This window comes from Micromonospora sp. NPDC050495 (assembly GCF_040655175.1).
GTDB lineage: Bacteria > Actinomycetota > Actinomycetes > Mycobacteriales > Micromonosporaceae > Micromonospora.
Genome location: NZ_JBFAJK010000034.1, coordinates 39,066 through 62,271 on the forward strand (window position 1 = coordinate 39,066; position 23,206 = coordinate 62,271).

Genomic DNA, 23,206 nt, shown 5'->3' on the forward strand with positions numbered 1-23,206 from the left:
GTTCCGGCGGCCGGCCCACGCACTCGCCGGTGGCCTCAGACGTACGGCTTGCTGGCGTAGGCGACCCGCAGCGCGGCCAGCCCACGGTCCTTCGGGGTGAGGGTGCCCCAGCTCGAGTTGAAGTAGTTGGTCCGGGCGATCCGGGGTCCCCGCTCGCCGTTGAGCCGGGCGATCGCCGCCGGCACGGTGGCGATCCAGGCGGCCTGGTCGGGGAACTCGGCCACCCGTACCCCCCACTCGGCGATGAGCACCGGGCGGGAGAGCGCCACCGGCCCGAGGTCGGCCACCGTCCAGTCCTTGGTGCGGCGGAACCGGGCCAGCGCGGTGTGGCTCGGGTCGGTGGCGTAGACGTTCCACTGGAGGAAGTCGAGCCTGGCCATCAGCGCCTCGGGATGGGTGCGCTGCCAAGCGGCCCGGTCGAAGCCGCCCGAGCCGACCGAGAAGGTGGTGCCGGCGGGCAGCGGGCGGGCCTTGAACCAGTTCACGATGTAGGTCATCGCCTGCACCGCCCGCGCGTCCGACTGCGCCCAGTCGTACGCCACGCCGGCCTCGGTGGTGCCGAACTCGTGGTCGGTGTCCAGTTCGGAGGCGAGCTGGATGTTGACCGGGAAGCCGAGGCCGCGGTACTGGGCCAGGGCCCGGGCGAAGAGCCCGTCGCAGAGCCCGGCGAGGACCTGCCCGTACCCGTACGCCCGGGGCCAGGTCGTCCCGGGCCGCTGCTGGATGGTCATCGCGGGGGCCGGGACGGCGTAGCCCGTGCCGTCCACCGTGAAGCTCTGCGGCCCGATGCCGGCCGCCCCGTAGTGCTTCAACTCCAGCACCAGGTTGACCGCCACGCCGGCGCGGCCCAGGACGGCCAGCCAGGTGTTGTTGTAGCCGGGGAGGACGTAGCCGTCGGCGAAGCTGCGGTACTGGGTGAGGGAGCGGAAGTTGCCGCCGGCCAGGTCGGCCGTCGGGTCGGCGTTGCCGGCGAGGTAGTAGCCGCCCAGGACCGGCGGGGCGACGCGGTAGTCGGCGGTCGCGGTGGCGGCGTGCCCGGCCCGGTCCCGCACGGTGACGGTGACCCGGGGCATCAGGCCACCGCCCGGTAGACCGCCACCGAGCCGGTGTCGGAAAGCTTGGTCCAGGTGCGGCCGGCGTCGTCGCTGACGGTGACGGCCAGCGGGTCGATCACGGCGGTCGCCCGGACCGGGGCACTGCTGTTGCCCTGTGCGTCGGTCACCACCACGGTGACGGTGAGGGTCTTCGTGTCCGGGTCGCCGTAGCTGACCGTGAGGGTCATCTGGTCGCCCGGGGCGTAGGTCGAGGCGTTGAGGCTGGCGGTCACGGTGGGAGCGGCCATCTCCGCCCCCTCCTTCCTTGCGCTTACGCCCGGCGCGCGCGCCGGAGCGCCGGCCGGCCGCCCCGGGCTGGCGCCCGGCCGCGGCTCGGTCCGGAGGTGGTGACGTCCTTGTCCTGGCGTTGGCTGGCACCACCGGCCCGGGCGGTGTCGCCGGGCGCGAACGCGGGTCGCGCGGCGGGCCGGGCGAGGACCGGGCCCGCCGGCGGCGGCGCGGCCGCGCTCGGTTAGGGCGGCGTCCGGTGCCGACGGGCAGCGCCGCCGGGCCGGAGGGATGGGATGTGGCCCGCCATCCGCAGCCTCTTCACCTGCATAAACAATGCGCCGGGAGCGGGCCGGGCGTCCTGTCGGCCATCCGTCCGGCGGATTGTCCTCGATCTGGTTGCGCCCGCCTCAGCGGGATCGGCGGGCGTCCGCGCGCCGGCGCAGCCAGCGGGTGGCAAGGCTGACCACAAGGCTGCCGGCGGCCGTCCCGATCAGCACCAGCACGGCGCCCACCACCCACAGCCCGCTGTCGTCGGTCGCCGCGGCGTGCGCGCCCCAGGCGGCGGTGAAGGCCACCGTCAGCACCGGCACCACCAGCCAGGGGCGGAGCCACCACCCGCCGAGGGCGGCGACCAGGACGAGGGTGAGCACGCAGCCCGCCACCTGCCAGACCGCGTACGGGCCGCTGGTCGCGCCGGTCTCCGGGTCGACCCGGTAGCCGGACTCCCAGCTCAGCCAGGCGAGCCAGGTGGCTACGGTCGCCGCCGCCAGGAGCAGGCCGCCGAGCACCGAACGGGTACCCCTCGTCATGGTCACGGCCCGATCCTTCCGTCCCGGCCGGGCGGGTGGATGAGCCCGGGTACTCAGGATGCGGTTCGGTGTTGGCAGGACCAACGATTTGCCGTATCGTTGGTCGAGCCAACGAATGGAGGACCCGATGTCACCCGTGACCGACCGCGCCGAGATCGCCGAGCTGGTCGCCCGGCTCGCCTGGGCGCTGGACGAGCGACGCTTCGACGACCTGCGCGCCGTCTACGCCCCGGACGCCCGGACCAGCAGCCCGCGCGGCGCCCTGTCCGGCATCGACGAGATCGTGGATGTGCTGCGGCGCACCAGCCCGGAGGAGGACCTGACCCAGCACTTCAACACCGACGTCGTGATCGATCTCGACGGCGACCGCGCCGAGATCGGCGCCCACCAGCTCGCGTACTTCTTCCAGCAGGGCGCGGCGCCGCACCGCAGAGCCGGCCTCCGGACCCGGTACAGCGCGGTACGCACGCCGGCCGGATGGCGCCTCGCGGAGGCGCACATCTCCCCGCGCTGGCAGCACGCCGCCTGATCGTCGCGGCCGGCGAGGGGTAACCCTCGTCGGCCGGGACGAGGTCCGCCCGGTGCCACGACGAACGCCGGCCGGGTCATCGACACCGCGGCGGCGCTCAAGGCCGGCCGCGCCGGCTGACCCCGGCCGTCGCTGGCCGGGCAGCGCGGCGGGGCGGCGCGGCGGCAGCGCGACGAGGTACGGAACCGCGACGTCGCCCGCCGGCTGCTCCGCGCCGGCGGCGGACGATGACGGTCAACCGCGCGTCGCGGCGCGGAGCAGGTGAACCGCCTGGTTCAGGACTTCCCGCAGCGCCCGCAGCTGACGAGGAGTCCATCTGGGGTGATACGAGGCTGTCCCGTAGGCCCACGGGACGTTCGCGGCGAGGAGCTTGTGGTAGCAGCCGTCACGCAGGCCGCCACGGTCGTTCCAGGGCCGGCCGGTGCTGTAGGCGACGTCGGTGGCCCAGTTCCAGAGGTTCAACCCGGCCTCCGGGTTGAGCGCCATCCGCCGGCCGCGTAGCCACTCCTGCGCCGGCTCCACATCGGTCGTGACCACCCGCTGGTCCGCTGGGCCGCCGTCGGCGGCCCACCCGTGCGCGGCTGCCATCGACCAGCAGTCAGCTTCGGAGGCGAAGGTGTACAGCCGTCCCGCCCGGGCCGCGGCGCAGTCCTCGTTGTTGACGTCCTGCCCCCACCACAGATAGGTGACCCGCCCGTCGAACCTCAGCCCGGTCGGCCTGCCCCGGGTCGGGACGACGTCGCCGGCTCGGCCCGAGACGTCGGCTGTCACGACTGAGGACCATGCCACAGCCACGCTGCGAGGTCGTCCGCCACGGCGTCCATCTCGTCAGCGGTCACCGCCTGACCCTCCGGCTGGCCCAGGAACCCGAACACGTGTGGCCCCCGGCGGTCGACGGGCAGATCAGCCGGCCGGGGGATCACGTGGAAGTGCACGTGGTCGAAGCCCTCGCCTCCGCGAACTGCACGACGTACGTCTTCGCGCAGCCGGTCACGGCATGCAGCGCTCGCGACAGGCGTACCTGCCAGGAGCCCAATCCGGCGGCCTCGACCTCGGTCAGCTCGGCGATGGTGCGCACGTGACGTCGCGGAACGAGCACGAGCCAGCCTGGTAGCCCGGTGCCTACCGCATGCGCCACCCGCCAGTGCTCGTCGCCGGCGATCCGCTCCCGCGGCGGCAGGTCGGCAAACCGGGCCGTGTTCGCACAGGAGAAGCATCCTCGCTTGATCAGCACTGGGCCAGTAGAACCCATCCTCGCCGATGGGGTGATCCGCCGGGCTGGGCCGAGGTGCTGGCAGCCATCACGGCAACCGTTGTCGCGCGGCGTCGTCGCACCCCGCTCTCCCGGTGGCTCGGCCCTGGCGCTCGATCGACAATGCGACGCGGGCCACCCACCGCCGGTTCCAGCATCGCGGCTGGCCACCTGCCGGCGGTGGACGGAACGCGGACGGCCTCGGGGACAGTTCGCCGCGCACCGAATCGTCCCGCCCATACGCTCCCGGCATGATCCAGACAACCGATCACCTGGTCATCCAGCCCAGGATCCTCTACTTCGGGACACCCGTGGTGCTGGTGAGCACCGAGAACGAGGACGGGACGAGCAACCTCGCGCCCATGTCGTCGGCCTGGGCGCTCGGCCAGGTCGTGGTGCTCGGCCTCGGGTCGGCGGGGCAGACCGCCCGCAACCTGCGCCGGCGGCCCGACCTCGTGATCAACCTGCCGAGCGCGGAGCAGTGGCCGGTGGTGGAGCGGCTCGCCCCGCTCACCGGCCGCGACCCGGTTCCGGACCACAAGCGGGGCGCGTTCCGGTACGAGCCGGCGAAGTTCGCCGCCGCCGGGCTGCGTCCCGAGCCGGCCGAGCTGGTACGACCGCAGCGGGTCGCGGAGTGCCCGCTGCAACTGGAGGCCCGGGCCGTACGGATCACCCCCGACCTGCACGGCGACTTCCTGATCGTCGAGGCGCACGTGCTTCGCGTACACGCGGATCCTGCCATCGTCGTGCCCGGCACCGACCATGTCGCCCCCAGCGCGTGGCGCCCGCTGATCTACAACTTCCGGCACTACTTCGGCCTCGGCCCGGAGCTCGGGCACAGCTTCCGAACGGAGACGCCGGCGGCCGCGATGGTAGGCGTACGTCGACCAAGCGCCGCAGCGCCGCCGGCCTGATCCGTGCCGCGACCCGCCTCGGGAGCCGCGGCACCGGCCGCCCGACCAGCACCGGTGGATCACCGCCGGCAGGCCGCGGGTGCCCCCGGATTTTTTTCCGACGCCCCGCCGGTATAGTTTCCGACGCACTGTCGACAAAATCCGGCTGGAGGACCCATGTTCTTGGCTCTGCGCGAGCTTCGCTTCGCGCGCTGGCGGTTCACGCTCATGGGTAGCGTGGTCGCCCTCATCGCGGTACTCGTGGTGTTGCTGTCCGGGCTCTCCTCGGGTCTGGTCAACGACGGCGTCTCCGGACTTCAGCGGCTACCGGTGACCGCCTTCGCCTTCGCTCACGACACCAAGCTGGACTCGGCGTTCTCCCGCAGCGTGGTGGATCGAAAGCAGCTCGATCAGTGGCGCCAACAGCCGGGGGTTCGGGATGCCGCCCTCTTCGGCAACCTGCTGGTCAACGCTCGCAGCAACCGGGACGTACCCATCGACCTGGCCATGTTCGGGGTGGAACCGGACTCGTTCCTGGCGCCCCCGGTCGCCGAGGGCGCCAAGCTGGGCGACCCGAACGGCATCGTGGTGTCCCGGACCGCGCTCGACGCCGGCCTGCGGGTCGGCGACACCGTCGTCATCGACCGGATCGGCACCCGGTTCACCGTGATCGGCGCCACGTCTGACCAGCGCACCTACGGCCACGTCGACGTCGCCTACGTACCACTGGCCGCCTGGCAGCGCCTGCACCAGGGCGTCGGCCCCGGCGAGGAGCTGCGCGCCTCGGCGGCCAACGAGGCCACCGCGATCGCCATCCGGTCCGACGGGGACCTCGACCTCGCCGCCGGTGACGCCGCCGCCGGCACCACCAGCTTCGACAAGGTCGAGGCGTACGGGGGCTCGCCCGGCTACACCGCCGAGACCTCGACGCTGCAACTCATCCAGGTGTTCCTCTACGCCATCTCGGCCCTGGTCGTCGGCGCGTTCTTCACCGTCTGGACGATCAACCGCAGGCACGAACTGGCGGTGCTGCGGGCGATCGGCGCGGCCAGGCGGTACCTGCTGCGCGACGGGCTGGTGCAGGCGCTGGTGGTGCTCGGCGCCTCGATCGGCGCGGGGATCGCTGTCGGCGTGGGGCTCGGCGGGCTGATCAGCGGCAGCGCGGTGCCGTTCGCCATCGAGGCGCCCGCAGTGCTGGTCGCCGGCGCCCTGCTGGTCCTGCTCGGCCTGATCGGTGCGGCCGTCGCCATCGTCCGGATCGCGGCCGTCGACCCCCTCACCGCACTGGGAGGACAGCGATGAACAACCGTACCGGTCTGGACCTGTCCGGCGTGGTCGTCCGTCTCGGCGACGGCGACGCCATGGTCACCGCGCTGGACGAGGTGAGCCTGACCGTCGCCCCGGGCGAACTGGTGGCCGTCGTCGGGCCCTCCGGCGCCGGCAAGTCGAGCCTGCTCGCGGTGGCCGGCGCGTTGACCGTCCCGGAACGGGGAACGGTCACCGTCGACGGCCACGACATCGTCGGCATGACGGCCCGGCAGCGTGCCGCGTACCGGCGCGACCACATCGGTTTCGTGTTCCAGAGCGGCAACCTGATCCCGGCGCTCACCTCGCTGGAGCAGCTGCAGCTGGTAGCCAAGCTCAGCCGGCACCGGGCCGACGGCCGTGACCCCGCCGAGCTGCTCGCGGACGTGGGGATGGCGCACAGGGCCAACCGCCGACCGCATCAGCTCTCCGGCGGCGAACGCCAACGCGTCGGCATCGCCCGCGCGCTGATGGGACGGCCCTCGTTGCTGCTGGTCGACGAACCGACCGCGGCGCTGGACCGGGCGCGCAGCCACGAGGTCGTGCAGCTGATCGCCCAGGAGACGAAGGAGGCCGGCGTCGCTACCGTTATGGTGACCCACGACCACGACGTGCTGGAACACTGCGACCGGGTAGCCGAGATGATCGACGGGCGGCTCTCGGCCGGCTGAGCGACGCGAGAGAGGAGGACCCGTGCCGCGCATCGACGCGCCGACAATCGCGGAGCACCGCGCCCACCGCCGCCGGGTCCTCCTCGACGCCGCCCGCGCCCTGCTGGTGGAGAACCCGCACGAGGCGCCGAGCCTCACGGCCGTGGCCGCCCGGGCGGGACTGCCCCGCTCCTCGGTCTACGAGTACTTCCCGTCGGCCAAGGACATGCTGCTGGAACTGGTGCAGGAGGTCCTGCCGAACTGGTCACGCCGGGTCAACGCCGCGATGGACGCCGCCGGCACCCCGGGCGAGAAGGTGCTGGCGTACGCCACCGCGAACCTGCGCCTGGTCGCCGAGGGCGAGCACGCCCTCGCCACCGCGCTGATCCGGTCGGTACCGGGCGATCAGGTCGACGCCAGCACCCAGCTCATGCACGACCAGATGAGCCAGCCCCTCTGCGCCGCCGTCGAGCAACTGGGCGTGCCCGACCCCGCCACCACCGCGCGCCTGATCAGTTCCGTCGTCTACACCGCCAGCCGCATGATCGAGGACGGCGCGGACACACCCTCCGTCGACGCGCGGGTCCGTGAGCTGCTGGCCCCGTTCCTTCTCGGCCACGTCTAGGCGGCGGGACCGCCCGGACCTCCCACGGACCGCGCTGACCGGCGCAGGCATGGTGCGACGCCAGCGGCAGAGCGGATCATGACGCAGGGGTGTGACCCGAGGCTTCCGCCGGCGGGCCGCCGTGGTTCGGCTGGGTAGGCGTCACGGGGAACAGGATCGGGCTGAGCAGGTACGCCGACCGCCCCGGTGCCGGCCCGTTGCCCGTCACCTCCCGCAGTACGCCGACCAGCCTTCCGGTCAGCTCGGCCAACTCGGCAGGGCTGAGCCACAGGGTGCCCTGCCGATACGACACCCGGTCGGCGACCGGGTCGGCCCCGTCCCCGTCCAGGTACCTGTTGAACTCGGCGATCAGCACGGCCATCGCGGCGGCGAACCCGCGCCGGTGGTCGTCGATCGTCATCTCCGCCGCCGCGTCGACGTCGATCACGGGGCGGTCCTGACGCAGCCGGTACCGGCGTTCGACGCCGCCGCGCACGCGTTGCTCGCCGGCCACCTCGAGGAACCCCTCATCGACCAGCAGGGCCACCTGCCGGTAGACGGTCACCCTGGAGACGTCCGGCAGGCGCTCGCACAGCTGGGTGGTGGTCAGCTCCCGACCGCCGGAGACCGCGTGCACGATCCGCAGCCGGACGGGATGCAGCAGCAGCTCAGCAGTGTTCATGGCAGGAACTATTTCACATGCGATACCATTATCTAGGTTGAAACTAATCCTGCGTGTTGGTCAAGGAGGCGATCGGATGCGGGATGCGCCGGGGCAGCGGTTGCCGGTCAACGGCCGGGCCGTCCATGTGGCACAGTCCGGCCCCGAACAACCCGACCATGACGGGGCTTGGGTCGTGTTCGAGGCGGGCGCCGGCTGCGGCCGCACGTGCTGGGACGCCGTGCGGCCACTGCTGGCCGACCAGGCGCGGCTGATCACGTACGACCGGGCGGGGCGGGTCCGGACGGGCCCGCTCTCGACCCCGCTCACCGTCGACGGCATGGCCGACGACCTGGTCGCACTGGTCGAGGCCCTCGTGCCGGGCGACTTCGTCCTGGTGGCGCACAGCATGGGCGGCCTGGTCGCCCGGCGGGCCGCCGACCGCCTACGTACGCGCCTGCGCGGCCTGCTGCTCATCGACACGCTGCCGGAGATGTCCCCGGTCTACGACGACGAAAGCTGGGCGCGGACGACCCGGCAGGTCGACCGGATGCTCGCGGTGGCGCAGGCACTGAGCCGGCTCCGGCTGTTCGGCCGCCTGCTCAGCGCGAACGTCCGGCCCTACTACCCGGCCGACACCTACGAGACAATGCTGGCCGAGGATTTCACCCCCGCCGGGACGGCGCAGACCCGCCGGGAGATGCGCGCGCTCGCCGCCGCGCTCCCCGGCTTCCGGACCGATCCACCGCAGCCGCCGACCTGCCCGACGATCCTGCTGTCGGCCGCGAAACCGCCCAGCAGACGCGAGCGCCAGCACGCCCTCACCCGGGAGCATCAGCGCCGCTACGTCGAGACCCTCCCCCACGGCCGGTACGAGAGCGTGGACGCGGCCCATCTCATCCACGCCGAACAGCCGGCGCTCGTCGCCGCCCGCATCCGCGAACTGCTCACCACATAGGCGACGGACCGGTCCGGGCGTGGGCCCGCCGATCGGGTCGGGAGGTGCCACCAATCGCGGAGCACCGCGCCCAACGCCACCGGATCCTCCTCGGCCGCGTCGAGGCAGCGGAGCACCGGCGGCCTGGCCCGGAGAAGACCGGCAGCAGCGGACGCGACCGAGACCTCTGGACGCGGATGGGCCCGCGCCGCTCGGCGCGGGCCCACCGGGCAGTGCGGTCGCTCAGCTGCAGAACTCCCGCCAGGCCGTCATGCTCGCGGTGTCCCGGAGCCGGTAGTCGATGCCGGCCTGCTGGCGCCAGTCCAGGTCGAAGTAGTCGGCGAACAGCGCGCCCTCGGCGGTGAGGTGGCTGGCCAGCGCGCGCAGCCAGGCCGCCCGGCCACTGCCGGTGTCCCCGGCGACCAGTGGGCTGCCGGTCTCGGCGATGCCGAACGGCAGGCCCTCCTGGCGGCTGACGGCGACCACCTTGGCGAACATGTCCACCGGCGGGTTGTAGTTGCCCTTCTTCCAACCCTCGTTGTAGACGTCCCAGCCGAGCACGTCCACGTACTCGCGGCCCGGGTACCAGTTCGTCCAGTCACGCTGCGAAGCGTCCTCCAGGGTCCAGCCCATCAGGATGAGGGTGGCCCGCAGCCGGGGGTTGCCGGCCTGCTCGGCGAGGTCGGAGACGCGCTGGAACGCCGCGACGAAATCGGCCGGGGCGAAGCTGTCGTTCTCCGGCTCGTGATAGTACGTCCAGTAGATGTCCTGGTTCGTCGGCGCGGCACGGAACCAGTCCCGCAGGTAGGCGTCGTGCAGGCCGGCCTTCACCTCGGCCGGCGGCGCCTTGAAGGACACGATCATCGGCCGGCCGCTGACGTCGAGCTTGCCCGGCCAGGCCTGGGGCAGACCCGGGTAGAAGACGCGCACCGACTCCAGGCCGTTGTAGTACCCGTCGATCCGGGCCAACGCCTGCTGGTAGGTCTCGCCGGCGGTCTCGCTGTTGAACGACGCGCCGCAGAGCGTGGTCGTCGGCGAGCCGTACTCGATCACCAGGCGGGGCCCGGGCCCGGAGCCCTGCTCGCGGGACTGCACGGAGGCGACCGAGTAAGCGGTCGGGTTCACCAGCGCGAAGTTGACGGTGCCCGGGGCCCGGACCGTGGTTCCCACGTCGAACGAGTACGTGCTGACACCGGATCCCGGCAGGGTGGCGCTCGCGACGGTGCCGCCGACGGTGGGCCGGGTCGCGTACGTGGTGGTTTCGCTCCAGGTGCCGGTCAGGGCCCGCAGGTCGAGGCGGGTGGGCTGCTGGTCGGACTTGTTCGAGGTGAACTCGACCCGGGCGCCGACGATGGACCGGCTGTCGGTGGGCACCTGGAACCGCACGTAGCTCTCGCTGTGCCAGGTCGTCCAGTTCGCCGAGGTCAGCTTGGTCGCCGTGCCGTAGCTGTTGGTCGGCGCCTCCGCCACCACATAGGTGTCCACCGAGGCAGGCACGGTCACCGTGGCGACCGCATCGGTTCCCGTCGGGCCGGCCTGGGCGGGGGTGCCTGCCGGACCGAGCACGCTGAACGCGGCGATCGCCGCCAGCCCGGCCGCAGCCGACCGTCTTGATGAGATACGCAGCACTTCCATGTCCCCGTTCGTGTGGTCGGAAAATCAGAGCGAACCGATTATGGTGATCACATCGACCGCTGTCTGCCCCGTCGGCTCCCGCCCCATGATCCGGCTGCGCTCCGGCGCCCGGGCAACGCGGCCGCCACCGCCGGCTCGGCCGCCGGAGTGACCGTGCTAAGCACTCGGCCGCCGGAATCACCGTGCTACGCACTCGTCGGGCGGTCCCGCACCAGGGCTCGGCGCTGGTGGTCCGCCGGTTGCACCGGGCCGGACCCGAGGTTGGATCGCCGGCGGATCGCAACTGAGGAAAAGAGTGGGGCGGACGGGACTCGAACCCGTGACCGATGGATTATGAGTCCACTGCTCTAACCCGCTGAGCTACCGCCCCGCTACCGCGCCGGATCGTAACCCGCTCCGTGGATCACCGACCACCACCGAACGGGCCGCATCATGATTCGTTCGCCACGATGAGCAACGCGAGGATAACAGCGTGCTGCCCCCGTCCGTCCCTTCAGGTACGCGGGGCGCGGACGCGCCGGGTCAGCCCTCGCCGCGCAACTCCGCGAGCACCGCGCCGACCGCCCGCCAGCCGCTGGCCAGCGCCCCCTGGATGGATGGGGTGTCCCGGTGGTCCCCGGCGACGAAGAGCCCGTCGCCGAGCGAGACCGGTTTGCGCAGCCGGCCCTGCGGCGGCGGCGCGGCGGGCAGGGCGTGCGGGACCGTGACGGTGGTCAGGTGGGTCCAGTCGGCGGTGGAGCGGCCGTAGAGGTGGTCCAGCTCGCGGCGGATCACCGGCTCGGTCGGGGCCTGCGCCCCGACCACCGAGGTGGCCACCAGGTGCCGCCCGGCCGGGGCGTACGTGGGCGCGGCGTTGCTGGACACCACCGTGTTGGCGACCAGTTCGCGGCGCTCCCCGTCGAGCAGCAGGATCGGCTCGGCCAGCGGCGGGGTGTCGGTGCTGTGGTAATAGGTCGTGTAGCCGTGCATCCGTACCCGGGCCAGCCGGGGCAGCAGCGTGGCCGCCGCCGGCGGGTCCACGGCGACCACGACGGCGCGGCAGGCGATCTCCCCGGTCCGGGTGCGGACCCGGCCGGGCGTGACCTCGACGACCGGGGTGTGCAGCTCGATCAGTTCGGCGGGCAGCGGGCCGGCGATGGCCCGGGGCAGCGCGGCCATCCCCCGGGCGGGCAGGCCGATCCGGCCCCGGGCGAAGGCGCGCAGGATCATCGCCAGGACGTGGCTGGAGGTGGCGAGTTCCCGGTCGAGGAGCACGCCGGAGAGGAACGGCCGGAGCAGTTCCTCGACGATGGCGCCGGAGAGTCCGGCCTGGCGCAGCGCGGCCTCGCTGGTGGTCTCGGGCGCGTTGAGCAGCCGGCCGATCGGCAGGACGGCGCAGCTGGTGGCGAAGCTGGCGAGCCGCAGCCGGTCGGTGAGCGAACCGACCCCGGCGGTGAGGGTCCCGGGTGCGCCGGCGGGGTCGCGCAGCGGGTTGACCAGCCGTTCGAGGCGGTCGGCGCGGCGGACCAGCACGCCGGAGGTGAACCAGCCGAGGTCCAGGGCGGCCAGGTCGAGCAGGCCGGCGAGGCGCGGGTACGCGGTGTTGAGCACCTGGAAGCCGCGGTCCAGCAGGTAGCCGTCGACCGCGTCGGTGGCGACCCGGCCGCCGAGCCGGTCGCCGGCCTCGAGCAGCCGCCAGGGCACGCCGGCGCGGTGCAGGCGGCGCGCGGCGGCGAGGCCGGCCAGCCCGCCACCGACGACGACGACGTCGGTCTCACCGACCACGGGTCACCTCCGCGCCGGCCCGGTGGGACCGCGACAGCCGGCTCGGCCACCAGATCCGCGGCCCGATGTCGTACGACAGGGCGGGGACCAGCAGCGAGCGGACGACGATGGTGTCGAGCAGCACCCCGACGGCGACCGCCACACCCAGCTCGACGAGCACCACCAGCGGCAGCACGGCGAGCGCGGAGAAGGTGGCGGCGAGGACGATGCCGGCCGAGGTGATCACGCCGCCGGTGACGGCGAGCCCGGCGAGCACGCCGGCCCGGGTGCCGCGGCGGACCGATTCCTCGCGTACCCGGCTCATCAGGAAGATGTTGTAGTCGATGCCGAGGGCGACCAGGAAGACGAAGGCGAAGAGCGGGAACGACTGGTCGACGCCGGGGAAGTCGAGCAGGTACCGGAAGATGAGCGCGCAGAGCCCGAGGGTGGCCAGGAACGACAGCACCACGGTGGCGATCAGCAGGAGCGGGGCCACCAGGGCGCGCAGCAGCAGGGCCAGGATGACCGCGATGACCAGCAGCACCACCGGGATGATGACGTTGCGGTCCCGGGTGGAGGCGTCGGCGGTGTCCACGTTGATGGCGGTGAACCCGCCCACCACGGCGTCGGCGCCGGGCACCCGGTGCACCGTCTGGCGCAGCTCGCGGAGGGTCCGCTCGGCGCGGTCGCTGTCCGGCGGGTCGGCCAGCGTGGCCTCGAGCTGCACCCGCCCGTCGACCACGGTGGGCGGGGCGTCCGCCGCGGGCGGACCGGCGTGCCGGGTGAACGGGCGGACCGAGGACACCCCGGGTACGCCCTGCGCGGCCCGGGCGACCTGCTCGGCGCTGGCCGGGTTGGTGAAGATGGTGGCCGGGCTGCCGGTGCCGGCCGGGTAGTGCCGGGCGATCACCTCCTGGCCGGCGACCGAGTCGGTGCGCTTGGTGAACAGGTCGGACTGGCCCAGGGCGGTGGCGCCGAGCTGGCTGACCCCGAGCGCGAGGGCGGCCAGGGCCACCGCGGTGACCAGCCAGATGACCCGGGCGCGCCGGGCGACGAAGCCGGCGACCCGGCCCCAGATGCCGTGCTCGGTCTGCGGGTCGGCGTCGTCGTGGCGGGGCCGTCGCGGCCAGAACGCCCACCGCCCGCCGAGCAGCAGCAGGGCGGGCAGGAAGGTGAGCATGACCAGCAGGGTGGCCGCGATGCCGACGGCGGCGACCGGGCCGAGCGCCCGGTTGGAGTTGAGGCTGGACAGCAGCAGGCAGAGCAGGCTCACGATGACGGTGGCGCCGGAGGCAATGATCGCCGGGGCGGCGCCCTTCCAGGCGGCCCAGAGGGCGTGCCAGGTGCGTACGTGGCGGTGCAGTTCCTCCCGGTAGCGGGCGATGAGCAGCAGCGCGTAGTCGGTGCCGGCGCCGAAGACCAGCACGGTGAGGATGCCCTGCGCCTGCCCGTTGAGCTTGATGACGTCGTTGCGGGCCAGCACGTAGACGAAGACCGACGCGAGCGAGTACGACATGCCGGCGGCGAGCAGCGGGAAGACCCAGAGCACCGGGCTGCGGTAGACGATCAGCAGGATCACCAGCACGACGACCAGCGTGACCAGCAGCAGCGGCCCGTCGATGGCGGTGAACACCTCGATCAGGTCGGCGAGCAGCCCGGCCGGACCGGCGACGTCGACGGTGAGCCCGTCCCGGTCCGGACCGGCGATCTCCCGCAGCCGGTCGACGACGGCGCCGATCTGTTCGCCCTCGGCGGCGTCGATCGGGACGACCACCTGGATGGCCTGCCGGTCCTGGCTGGGGATCGGCGGGGACAGCGGGGCCACCACGCCGGGCAGTTGGGCGAAGCGGGCGGCGTCGGCCTGGACCCGCTGCTGGTCGGCGGGGGTGATGCCGGCCGGACGCTCGTAGACGACGAGGGCCGGGGTGGTCTCCTTCTCGACGAAGCCGGCGGCGAGGTCCTGCGCCCGGGTCGCCTCGGCGTCGGTCGGCAGGAAGGCGGCGTTGTCGTTGGTCGCGACATCGCCGAGCTTGCCCGCGTACGGCCCGGCGATGCCGCCGACGACCAGCCAGGCCAGCACGAGCGCCACCGCGACCAGGGTCGCCGTCCAGCGGCTCCGTCCTCCGGCCATCCCCATCCACCCTCGAATCGACGCACATATCGACGCAGCGCGAGTCTAAGTCGACATCGACCATCCTGCCGGGCGAACGGGTGCCGGCGGGCGGAAACGTGGGCGACGGCAGCGCGCGGGCGCCGATCGGGCCCGCGCCGCGGGCTCCGGCCGGGCCACGAGAAACGCCCGCCGGCGGGGCCGACGGGCGTGCTGTCCGAGCTGAAGCTCCCCCGTTTGGACTCGAACCAAAAACCTGCCGGTTAACAGCCGGCTGCTCTGCCAATTGAGCTACGGGGGACCGTAGATCACCCGGCTTGCGGATCTCTCCGCGCCGGGCGACGGGGACAAGAGTACAGGACATCGGGGGGTGGTGCGCCAGGGGGTTACCGCACCGGCCGCGACGACTTTTCCGGCATTCCACCTCCAACATTCCGGACAAATCGTCATCCTCGCCCAAGGAGGTATGACGAGAGAGCAGGATGGGTAGTTAGCCGCCGACAGAGGACGCAGGCGCGACAGGGTCGCTCCCGCCGGGAACCCCGACGGGAACGGCGCGCGTCAGGTACGGAAGGAGCCGCCATGCGCGGAAAGATCATGTTTCTTGGCGGGCTGGCTGCGGGATTCGTCCTGGGCGCCCGTGCCGGCCGAGAGAAGTACGAGGAGTTGGTGGTCCGGGGCCGCAAGGTGCTCGACCACCCGACCGTCCAGGAGGCGGCCGGGGTCGCGCAGGCCCAGGCGACCCGGCTCTACTCGGAGGGCAAGGACAAGCTGGGTCAGACCAAGCTCGGTGAGAAGCTGAGCACCGGCAACGGCAGCAAGCAGGAGCTGACCGGGGCCGACAAGCCGTTCGCCGGCACGCCGGCCACGGTCGGCGCCAAGGCCGGCTCGACCGGCACGGGTTCGACCAGCACGACCGGCTCGTCGACCACCAGCACGAGCAGCAAGTCGTCCGGCACGAGCAGCAACGGCAGCACCCTCTGATTCATCCGGACGGCGGGCCGGTCACCTCCGGGTGACCGGCCCGCTTCCGGTTGTCCGCTAGCCCTTGCTGCTGAACGCGGCGTCGAAGGCCGCGGCCGGGGCGTCGAAGGCGAGCCGGCGGACGAACCGCAGCGCCTCGGGCGCGCCGACCAGCCGGTCCATCCCGGCGTCCTCCCACTCGATCGAGATCGGACCGTCGTAGCCGATCGCGTTCAACGCGCGGAAGCAGTCCTCCCACGGCACGTCGCCGTGCCCGGTGGAGACGAAGTCCCAGCCGCGGCGCAGATCGGCCCAGGGCAGGTGCGAGGAGAGCCGGCCGCGCCGGCCGTCCCCGGTGCGGACCTTCGCGTCCTTGCAGTCCACGTGGTAGATCCGGTCGGCGAAGTCGAAGATGAAGTTGACCGGGTCCAGCTCCTGCCAGACGAAGTGCGACGGGTCCCAGTTCAGCCCGAACGCCGGCCGGTGACCGATCGCCTCCAGCGCCCGCCTGGTGGTCCAGTAGTCGTACGCGATCTCGCTCGGGTGCACCTCGTGCGCGAAGCGGACGCCCACCTCGTCGAAGACGTCGAGGATCGGGTTCCACCGGTCGGCGAAGTCCTGGTAGCCGCGGTCGATCATGGCGGGCGGCACCGGCGGGAACATCGCCACGGTGTGCCAGATCGACGAGCCGGTGAAGCCGACCACCGTGCGTACCCCGAGCTTCGCCGCCGCCCGCGCGGTGTCCTTCATCTCCTCGGCGGCCCGGCGACGGACCCCCTCCGGCTCGCCGTCGCCCCAGATCCGGGCGGGCAGGATGTCCTGGTGTCGCTCGTCGATGGGGTGGTCGCAGACCGCCTGCCCGACCAGGTGGTTGGAGATGGCGAAGACCTGGAGGTTGTGCTTGGCCAGGGTGGCCAGCTTGCGGTCGGTGTACGAGTCGTCGGCGAGGGCCTTGTCGACCTCAAAGTGGTCGCCCCAGCAGGCGATCTCCAGGCCGTCGTACCCCCATTCGGCGGCGAGCCGGCAGACCTCGTCGAACGGAAGGTCGGCCCACTGGCCGGTGAAGAGCGTGATCGGTCGCGCCATTGTCCTTCTCCCCTGTCGTGGATGGGGATTCCGTTGCGGACCGGGGCGAGGGTGACCGGCATGCGGACGACCTCGACGGGAGCACCGGTGGGCGCGGTCGCGCCTGGGTCCGACGGGTTGCGCCTCCCGTCGGAGCACCGGCCACCTCGCGGTCGCCGCCCTCACTCTAGGTCGGGTGGGCCGGCCAGGGAAGGCCCGCCGGAGCCACCCGGCACCGCCGTCGCGGGTCCGGTCAGCGGCGTCGGTCCACCACCCGCAGCACCAGGCCGGTCAGGGCCGACCGGGCCGGCTCCGCCAGGGGCAGCCGGTCCAGCGCGGCGCGGGCCAGCTCGGCGCGGACCCCGATCATCCGTTCCACCGCCGCCCGCGCCCCGCTCGCCTCGACGATCCGGCGCACCTCGGCGGCGCCGGCCCCGTCCAGCCCCGGATCGCCGACCAGCCGGCGCAGCCGCTCCCGCCCGGCCGGCCCGGCCGCCTCCCGGGCCAGCGCCAGCAGCACCGTGGGCTTGCCCTCGCGCAGGTCGTCCAGGTTGGACTTGCCGGTCACCGCCGGATCGCCGAAGACGCCGAGCAGGTCGTCGCGGAGCTGGAAGGCGTCCCCGAGCGGGTCGCCGAAGTGGGCCAGCGCCGCCACGGTCGGGTCGTCCGCGCCGGCCAGGGTCGCCCCGAGCTGCACCGGGCGGGTCACCGTGTAGCGGGCGGTCTTCAGCCGGACCACCGCGAGGGCGGTGGCCAGCGAGCCGTCCCCGGCGGCGGCGGCCACGTCCAGGTACTCCCCCGCGATCACCTCGGTCCGCATCCGGGCCAGGACGGCCTGCCCGCGCCGGAGCCGCTCCGGGTCCAGGCCGCAGCCGTGGAACATCTGCCCCGACCAGGCGGCGCAGAGGTCGCCGCAGAGCACCGCCGCCTGCCGGCCGTACCGCTCGGGGTCGCCGCGCCAGCCGGAGCGGGTGTGCAGCTCGGCGAAGATCCGGTGCAGGGTGGGGCGGCCGCGCCGGCGCTCACTGCGGTCGAGGATGTCGTCGTGGATCAGGGCGAAGGCGTGGAACAGCTCCAGCGCGGCGGCGGCGACCACGATCGGGGTACTGTCCGGGCCGCCGAACCCGCGCCAGCCCCAGTAGCAGAAGAGCGGCCGCAGGCGCTTGCCGCCGGCCAGGACGAACCGGCGCAGCTCGGCGTGGACGGCCGCCGTACCGTCGTCCGGCCGGCCCGGGCTCCGCCGCCGCAGGAACGCGGCGAGCGCGGCGTCGACACGCTCGCGCAACAGAGCCGGATCGGTCGGTGCGACGGTGACAGTCATGGCGCCTCGGTATCCATGGCTGACAATACCGCAGGTGACTGTCCCACCGGCTCCACCGGACAGCCCGGATCCGGCTGGTACCCGGGCCGGCGACCCCCGATGCACTGCCGCCGGTCCGGCCGCCGGCGTGCCGGGGCCACCACGCCCCGGCCCGGCGGATCGTCGGGTCGGTCCGCCGGTGCGGCCGGGGAATCCCGGTCCGGCCGCACCGGAGGGCCGTGCTGGTCGTGCCGGGCCGGACGTTCCGGTGGCACGCTCCCCGGCACCGACCTCGTTCCCCGCCGCGGGGCGCAACCGCGGCGGGCCCTCGCCGGTCGGGGCCGGGAAGCCCGGTGTAGCGCGGCCCGAGACGCCGTGGGTGCCTCGGGCCGCGCCGCTCAGGCGGCCAGTTCCGCCAGTACGGGCGCCACCTCCGTCCAGGCGGCCCGCTCCGCCGAGCGGCCCACCGCGTCGAGCACGAGCTGGACCTGCAACGCGTCGGTGAACGACGGCGCCGGGTCGACGCCGGTGGCGACCGCCTCGACGAAGTCGCGCATCTGGTGGGTGAAGGAGTGCTCGTAGCCGATGATGTGGCCCGGCGGCCACCAGGCCGACAGGTACGGGTGCTCCGGCTCGGTCACCAGGATCCGGCTGAAGCCCTGCTCCGGGCCGGGCCGGGTGGCGTCGTAGAACTCCAGCTCGTTGAGGCGCTCCAGGTCGAACGCCACGGAGCCGAGCGACCCGTTGATCTCGACCCGGAGGGCGTTCTTCCGGCCGGTGGCGAACCGGGTCGCCTCGTACGTGGCCAGCGCTCCCCCGTCGAGCCGGGCCAGGAAGACCGCCGCGTCGTCCACGGTGACCGGCCCCGTCGCCCGGCCGTTGCCGTCGGCCTGCGCGGCCAGGCCGCTCGACTCGGCCGGCAACGGCCGTTCCTTGACGAACGTCTCGGTCGCCGCGCTCACCCCGGTGATGAGCTGGCCGGTGACGTACTGGGTGAGGTCGATGATGTGCGCGCCGATGTCGCCGAGCGCCCCGGAGCCCGCCCTGTCCTTCTGCAACCGCCAGACCAGCGGGAACTGCGGGTCGACGATCCAGTCCTGGAGGTAGACCGCCCGGACGTGCCGGATCTCGCCGAGCCGCCCGTCGGCCACGAGCTGCCGCATCATGGCCACCGCGGGCACCCGGCGGTAGTTGAACCCGCACATGGCGCGTACCCCGGACTCCCGGGCCGTGGCGGCCGCGGCGGCCATCCGCCGGGCCTCCTCGACCGTGTTGGCCAGCGGCTTCTCGCAGAGCACGTGCTTGCCGGCGGCCAGCGCGGCGATGGCTATCTCGCAGTGGCTGTCCCCCGGCGTGCAGATGTCGACCACGTCGATGTCGTCGGACTCGACCAGCCGCTGCCAGTCCGTGGTGTGCCCGTCCCAGCCGAGCCGGTCGGCGGCCGCGGCCACCTTCGGCTCGTCCCGGCCGCAGATGAGCGCCATCCGCACCCGCGCCGGCAGGTCGTACACCCGGTTCACGGTGCGCCACGCCTGGGAGTGCGCGGCGCCCATGAACGCGTAGCCGACCATGCCGACCCGCAGGAAACTGTCGTGAGTGGACAAGGTGGGTCTCCCCCCGGGTATCAGAAACCGAGCTTCAGGTAGTTGCCCGCGTTCTCCTTGGTGATCGTCTCGGAGGCGAGCACGATCTCCTTCGGCACCTGCAGCTCCACCAGGTCGGCCATACCCTTGCCCTGGCCGATCAGGCGGGCCAGGGTGATGGCCGAGGAGGCCATCGACGGGCTGTAGGTGACGGTGGCCTTCAACACGGTGTTGTCGGCCGCGATGTCCTCCATGGCCTTCTTCGAGCCGGCGCCACCGACCATGAAGAACTCCTTGCGGTTGGCCTGGTTCACCGCGGCGAGAACGCCGATGCCCTGATCGTCGTCGTGGTTCCAGATCGCGTCGATCTTGGGAAGCGCCTGGAAGAGGCCGGTGGCGGCCTGCTGGCCCGAGTCGGCGGTGAACTCGGCCGGGCGGCGGTTGGCCACCTTGAGGCCGAGCGAGGCCAGCGTGTCGGCGAAGCCCTTGGAGCGTTCCTGGGTCAGCTCCAGCGAATCGATGCCGGGGATCTCGCCGATGACCGGGTTGCTGACGCCCTTGGCCTTCAGCTGGTCGGCGATGTAGGTGGCGGCGGCCACCCCCATGCCGTAGTTGTCGCCCTTGATCTGCAGCCGGTAGGCCCGCGCGTCGGGGAAGGCCCGGTCCAGGTTGACCACCGGGATGCCGGCCTTCATGGCCTCCAGGCCGAACGCGTTGAGCTCCTTGCCGTCGTGCGGCAGCAGCACGATCACGTCGGGCTTCTGGGAGATCAGGGTGGACAGCGCGGCGCGCTGGGCCGCCGCGTCCGCGCCGGCCTCCACCGCCTTGAGCTCCACGTCCGAGTACGCCGCGGCCTGCGCCTTGGCGTTGTTGGTGATCGCGGCGATCCAGCCGTGGTCGGCGGCCGGGGCCGAGAAGCCGATGGTCACCTTCTTGCCCGGCTCGCTGTTGGCCCCGCTCGCGGCGGCCTTGGTCTGGGCAGCGGTGGGCGACTGCTCGTTGCTGGTACAACCGGCGAGCACGACGCCGGCGGAGAGCGCGGCGCCGCCGAAGAGCAGCCGGCGGCGCGACAGGTCACTTCTCATCACGGCCTCCTGAATGAGGTGGGTTGTTTTCGGGTGCGGCGGGCCCGACCACCGTCGGAGGACGGCGGTCTGGCGGACGCGATGGGGTCAGGGGGTGGTGGCCCGGTTGCGGGCGAGGAACTGGGTGAGGCTGCGGAACTGCACCTGCTGGACCAGGACGGCGACCACGATGATGCCGCCCTTGACCATGTTCTGGGCCTCGCTGGAGAGGCCGTTGATGGCGAAGAGATTGGTGATCGTGGAGAAGATGATCACCCCGAGCAGGGAGCCGATGATGGTGCCCCGCCCGCCGCTGAGCAGCGTGCCGCCGATGATCGCGGCGGCGATCGCGTCCAGCTCGTAGAGGTTGGCCATCGCCGCCTGGGCGGAGGTGGCCTGCGCGGTCAGCATGACCGCGGCGATGCCGCAGCAGAGACCGGAGAGCGCGTAGAGCAGCACGGTGTGCCGGCGGACGTTGATCCCGGCGAGCCGGGCCGCCTCCGGGTTGCCGCCCACGGCCACCGTACGGCGGCCGAAGGTGGTCCGGTTGAGCAGCACCCAGCCGGCCAGCACCACCGCGGCCAGGATGTAGACCAGCAGCGGGATGCCGAGCATGTTCGTGCTGGCGATGCCGTTGATGAACTGGTTCTCCGAGACCTGGGTCTGCTTGTCGGAGATCTCGGCGGCCAGGCCGCGGGCGGCCACCATCATGGCCAGCGTCGCGATGAACGGCACCAGCCGCCCGTACGAGATGAGCAGCCCGTTCACCACGCCGACGGCCAGCCCCACGGTGAGCGCGCTGAAGATCATGCCGCCGGCGCCGTAACTCTGGGTCGCGACCGTGGTGGACCAGACCCCGGCCAGGGCCACGATCGCGCCGACCGACAGGTCGATGCCACCGCCGATGATCACGAAGGTCATCCCGACGGTGACCACCCCGACCACCGAGGCAAGCTTCAGGATGGTGAGCGTGTTGCCCCACACCCAGCTCGCGTCGCCGTAGAGGTCGGGCCGGGTGAGGATGCCGATGACGACCAGCACCACCAGCGTGGCCAGCAGGCCGAGGTTGCGCCGGGCGCCCTCTCCGCCGTCGCCGCGCCACCAGGAGAGCCGGGCCCGGGCGTCGGCCTTCGCGGTCTCGGCCGGGTCGACCGGCGGCGACTGGGCCGGCAGCCCCGCCGGCCGTTGCGGGGTGGCCGTGGGTGTCGTCTCGGTCATGCCGGTGCACCTTCCATGAGGGACCCCGCCATGACGAGGTCGAGCACGGTGTTCTCGTCGAGTTCGCCGGCCGGGGCCTCCCGGACCAGCCGGCCCTCCCGCATCACCAGCACCCGGTCGGCCAGGCCGAGCACCTCGGGCACCTCGCTGGACACCAGCAGCACGCCGACGCCGCGCGCGGCGAGGGCACGGATGACCTGGTAGAGCTCGGCCCGGGCACCCACGTCCACGCCCCGGGTCGGCTCGTCGAGCAGCAGCAGCCGGGTGTCGCCGAGCAGCCAGCGGCCGACCACCACCTTCTGCTGGTTGCCGCCGGAGAGGGTGCGTACCGGTCGGCGTACGTCGCGGGGGCGCAGCTCCAGTGAGTCGGCGATCCGGTCCGCCTCGTCCCGTTCCCGCCCGGCGTCGGTGAAGCCGAGGCGGGCGTACCGGCCGAAGGTGGCCAGGGTGACGTTGCGGTAGATCGGTTCGCCGAGCAGCAGCGCCTGGCTCTTGCGCTCCTCGGGGGCCATCCCCATGCCCGCCCGTACGGCCGCGCCCACGCTGCCCGGCCGCACCGTCCGGCCGTCCATCCGCACCGTGCCGGCGTGCGCCCGCCGGGCGCCGTAGATGGTCTCCAGCAGCTCCGAGCGGCCGGAGCCGACCAGGCCGGCGATGCCCACGACCTCGCCGGCCCGCACGCTCAACGAGACGTCGGCGAACTCGCCGGTCCGGGTGAGCCCGTCGACCCGCAGCAGCTCCGCGCCGTCGGCGGTGCCGGCGGGGCGCTCCGGGAAGACGTACTCGATGGTCCGCCCGGTCATCCGGGCGACCAGGTCGCGGGTCGGCGTGTCGCGGGCCGCCAGGTTCGCCGCGGTGGTCCGGCCGTCCTTGAGTACGGTGACCCGGTCACCGATCTCGCGGATCTCCTCCAGGCGGTGCGAGATGTAGATGACCGCGATGCCCTGGGCGGTGAGTTCCCGGATGATCCGGAACAGGTTGCCCACCTCGTCGTGGGCCAGCACCGCGCTCGGCTCGTCCATGATGATCAGTCGCGCCTCGTGCGAGAGCGCCCGGGCCATGCTCACGATCTGCTTGCCGGCGGCGGGCAGGTGGCGGACCAGCCGGCCGGGTGGGATCTCCGGGTGACCGAGCCGGGACAGGATCTGCCGGGTCCGGCGGGCCATGTGCCCGCGGCGGACGAAGCCGATCCGGCGCGGCTCGTGGCCGAGGAAGGCGTTCTCGGCCACCGACAGGTCGTCGACCAGGTCGAGTTCCTGGTAGATGGTGGCGATCCCGGCGCGCATCGCGGCCTGCGGGTTGGCGAAGGCGGCCGGCCGGCCGCGCCATTCGACCACACCCGAGTCGGGCCGGTGCACCCCGGCGAGCACCTTGATCAGCGTGGACTTCCCGGCGCCGTTCTGCCCGAGCAGGCAGTGCACCTCGCCGGCCCGCACCTCCAGCTGCACCCCGTCCAGGGCGCGTACCCCGGGGAAGGTCTTGACCACGTCGGTGAGGCGCAGGACCACCTCGCCGGCGACGGTGCCGGCCGGGGCCTCGACCAGTGGCGCGTTCGTCACA

General features: G+C 72.8%; 22 protein-coding genes and 2 tRNA genes. 7 read left to right on the forward strand and 17 right to left on the reverse strand.

Annotated features, from left to right (window positions below):
- Nucleotides 1-35 precede the first annotated feature (35 nt).
- The 3 genes from AB0I11_RS25735 to AB0I11_RS25745 all read right to left on the reverse strand — a co-directional run bounded on the left by AB0I11_RS25735 (nt 36) and on the right by AB0I11_RS25745 (nt 2,134).
- Complete coding sequence (locus tag AB0I11_RS25735) at nt 36-1,073, reverse strand: hypothetical protein (RefSeq protein WP_357325597.1); 1,038 nt, start codon at nt 1,071-1,073, stop codon at nt 36-38.
- Nucleotides 1,073-1,342, reverse strand: a complete 270-nt coding sequence (locus AB0I11_RS25740) for a hypothetical protein (RefSeq protein ID WP_357325600.1) — start codon at nt 1,340-1,342, stop codon at nt 1,073-1,075. The genes AB0I11_RS25735 and AB0I11_RS25740 overlap by 1 nt, the downstream gene beginning before the upstream one ends.
- 390 nt (nt 1,343-1,732) lie before the next feature.
- Nucleotides 1,733-2,134, reverse strand: a complete 402-nt coding sequence (locus AB0I11_RS25745; RefSeq protein ID WP_357325690.1) for a hypothetical protein — start codon at nt 2,132-2,134, stop codon at nt 1,733-1,735.
- A gap of 127 nt (nt 2,135-2,261) precedes the next feature.
- Here AB0I11_RS25745 and AB0I11_RS25750 point away from each other — a divergent pair, with 127 nt between their 5' ends.
- Entirely contained in the window at nt 2,262-2,663 is a 402-nt protein-coding gene (locus tag AB0I11_RS25750) for a nuclear transport factor 2 family protein (RefSeq protein WP_357325602.1), read from the forward strand.
- A 234-nt stretch (nt 2,664-2,897) separates the two neighbouring features.
- Here the strand turns inward: AB0I11_RS25750 and AB0I11_RS25755 are convergent, their stop codons facing one another.
- Nucleotides 2,898-3,434, reverse strand: coding sequence for a hypothetical protein (locus tag AB0I11_RS25755; protein WP_357325605.1), 537 nt, complete (start codon nt 3,432-3,434; stop codon nt 2,898-2,900).
- A 148-nt stretch (nt 3,435-3,582) separates the two neighbouring features.
- A complete protein-coding gene (locus tag AB0I11_RS25760; protein WP_357325608.1) occupies nt 3,583-3,897 on the reverse strand; it encodes a hypothetical protein in 315 nt (104 codons plus the stop codon).
- Nucleotides 3,898-4,166: 269 nt separating this feature from the next.
- On the opposite strand from AB0I11_RS25760, the gene AB0I11_RS25765 reads away from it, so the two are divergent.
- The 4 genes from AB0I11_RS25765 (at nt 4,167) to AB0I11_RS25780 (ending at nt 7,388) form a co-directional block, all read left to right on the forward strand.
- Nucleotides 4,167-4,829, forward strand: a complete 663-nt coding sequence (locus AB0I11_RS25765; protein WP_357325611.1) for a flavin reductase family protein — start codon at nt 4,167-4,169, stop codon at nt 4,827-4,829.
- A gap of 156 nt (nt 4,830-4,985) precedes the next feature.
- Complete coding sequence (locus tag AB0I11_RS25770) at nt 4,986-6,110, forward strand: ABC transporter permease (protein WP_357325614.1); 1,125 nt, start codon at nt 4,986-4,988, stop codon at nt 6,108-6,110.
- Nucleotides 6,107-6,784 (forward strand): ABC transporter ATP-binding protein, encoded by a 678-nt coding sequence (locus AB0I11_RS25775; protein WP_357325617.1) that lies wholly within the window; start codon nt 6,107-6,109, stop codon nt 6,782-6,784. Before AB0I11_RS25770 ends, AB0I11_RS25775 begins: the two co-directional genes overlap by 4 nt.
- A 22-nt stretch (nt 6,785-6,806) precedes the next feature.
- A complete protein-coding gene (locus AB0I11_RS25780) occupies nt 6,807-7,388 on the forward strand; it encodes a TetR/AcrR family transcriptional regulator (RefSeq protein WP_357325620.1) in 582 nt (193 codons plus the stop codon).
- Nucleotides 7,389-7,464: 76 nt separating this feature from the next.
- On the opposite strand, the gene AB0I11_RS25785 is transcribed toward AB0I11_RS25780, so the two are convergent.
- Complete coding sequence (locus AB0I11_RS25785; RefSeq protein WP_357325623.1) at nt 7,465-8,049, reverse strand: helix-turn-helix domain-containing protein; 585 nt, start codon at nt 8,047-8,049, stop codon at nt 7,465-7,467.
- Between the two features lie 76 nt (nt 8,050-8,125).
- Here AB0I11_RS25785 and AB0I11_RS25790 point away from each other — a divergent pair, with 76 nt between their 5' ends.
- The gene (locus AB0I11_RS25790; RefSeq protein ID WP_357325626.1) at nt 8,126-8,986 is read left to right on the forward strand and encodes an alpha/beta hydrolase; all 861 of its coding nucleotides are present in this window, start codon (nt 8,126-8,128) and stop codon (nt 8,984-8,986) included.
- 222 nt (nt 8,987-9,208) lie between these two features.
- Here AB0I11_RS25790 and AB0I11_RS25795 read toward each other — a convergent pair whose 3' ends face one another.
- From AB0I11_RS25795 to AB0I11_RS25815, 5 genes are all read right to left on the reverse strand, one after another.
- A complete protein-coding gene (locus tag AB0I11_RS25795) occupies nt 9,209-10,600 on the reverse strand; it encodes a DNRLRE domain-containing protein (RefSeq protein WP_357325629.1) in 1,392 nt (463 codons plus the stop codon).
- A gap of 296 nt (nt 10,601-10,896) precedes the next feature.
- Nucleotides 10,897-10,970, reverse strand: a tRNA-Ile gene (locus AB0I11_RS25800).
- Nucleotides 10,971-11,122: 152 nt separating this feature from the next.
- A complete protein-coding gene (locus AB0I11_RS25805) occupies nt 11,123-12,364 on the reverse strand; it encodes an NAD(P)/FAD-dependent oxidoreductase (protein WP_357325632.1) in 1,242 nt (413 codons plus the stop codon).
- The gene (locus tag AB0I11_RS25810; RefSeq protein ID WP_357325635.1) at nt 12,354-14,474 is read right to left on the reverse strand and encodes an MMPL family transporter; all 2,121 of its coding nucleotides are present in this window, start codon (nt 14,472-14,474) and stop codon (nt 12,354-12,356) included. The genes AB0I11_RS25805 and AB0I11_RS25810 overlap by 11 nt, the downstream gene beginning before the upstream one ends.
- A gap of 207 nt (nt 14,475-14,681) precedes the next feature.
- Nucleotides 14,682-14,754, reverse strand: a tRNA-Asn gene (locus AB0I11_RS25815).
- A gap of 281 nt (nt 14,755-15,035) precedes the next feature.
- Here AB0I11_RS25815 and AB0I11_RS25820 point away from each other — a divergent pair.
- Nucleotides 15,036-15,437 (forward strand): hypothetical protein, encoded by a 402-nt coding sequence (locus AB0I11_RS25820; RefSeq protein ID WP_046571809.1) that lies wholly within the window; start codon nt 15,036-15,038, stop codon nt 15,435-15,437.
- A 57-nt stretch (nt 15,438-15,494) separates the two neighbouring features.
- Here AB0I11_RS25820 and AB0I11_RS25825 read toward each other — a convergent pair whose 3' ends face one another.
- The 6 genes from AB0I11_RS25825 to AB0I11_RS25850 form a co-directional block, all read right to left on the reverse strand.
- Nucleotides 15,495-16,502: a sugar phosphate isomerase/epimerase family protein gene (locus tag AB0I11_RS25825; RefSeq protein ID WP_357325639.1), complete on the reverse strand. Its 1,008-nt coding sequence runs from the start codon at nt 16,500-16,502 to the stop codon at nt 15,495-15,497.
- Nucleotides 16,503-16,734: 232 nt separating this feature from the next.
- The gene (locus tag AB0I11_RS25830) at nt 16,735-17,802 is read right to left on the reverse strand and encodes a polyprenyl synthetase family protein (protein ID WP_357325642.1); all 1,068 of its coding nucleotides are present in this window, start codon (nt 17,800-17,802) and stop codon (nt 16,735-16,737) included.
- 377 nt (nt 17,803-18,179) lie between these two features.
- The gene (locus AB0I11_RS25835; protein ID WP_357325645.1) at nt 18,180-19,385 is read right to left on the reverse strand and encodes a Gfo/Idh/MocA family oxidoreductase; all 1,206 of its coding nucleotides are present in this window, start codon (nt 19,383-19,385) and stop codon (nt 18,180-18,182) included.
- Nucleotides 19,386-19,405: 20 nt separating this feature from the next.
- Nucleotides 19,406-20,449 carry a substrate-binding domain-containing protein gene (locus tag AB0I11_RS25840; RefSeq protein ID WP_357325648.1) on the reverse strand — a complete coding sequence of 348 codons (1,044 nt, stop codon included), beginning with the start codon at nt 20,447-20,449 and terminating at the stop codon, nt 19,406-19,408.
- A gap of 87 nt (nt 20,450-20,536) precedes the next feature.
- Nucleotides 20,537-21,646, reverse strand: a complete 1,110-nt coding sequence (locus AB0I11_RS25845; RefSeq protein WP_357325651.1) for an ABC transporter permease — start codon at nt 21,644-21,646, stop codon at nt 20,537-20,539.
- Nucleotides 21,643-23,205, reverse strand: a complete 1,563-nt coding sequence (locus tag AB0I11_RS25850; protein WP_357325654.1) for a sugar ABC transporter ATP-binding protein — start codon at nt 23,203-23,205, stop codon at nt 21,643-21,645. The genes AB0I11_RS25845 and AB0I11_RS25850 overlap by 4 nt, the downstream gene beginning before the upstream one ends.
- Nucleotide 23,206: the final 1 nt, after the last annotated feature.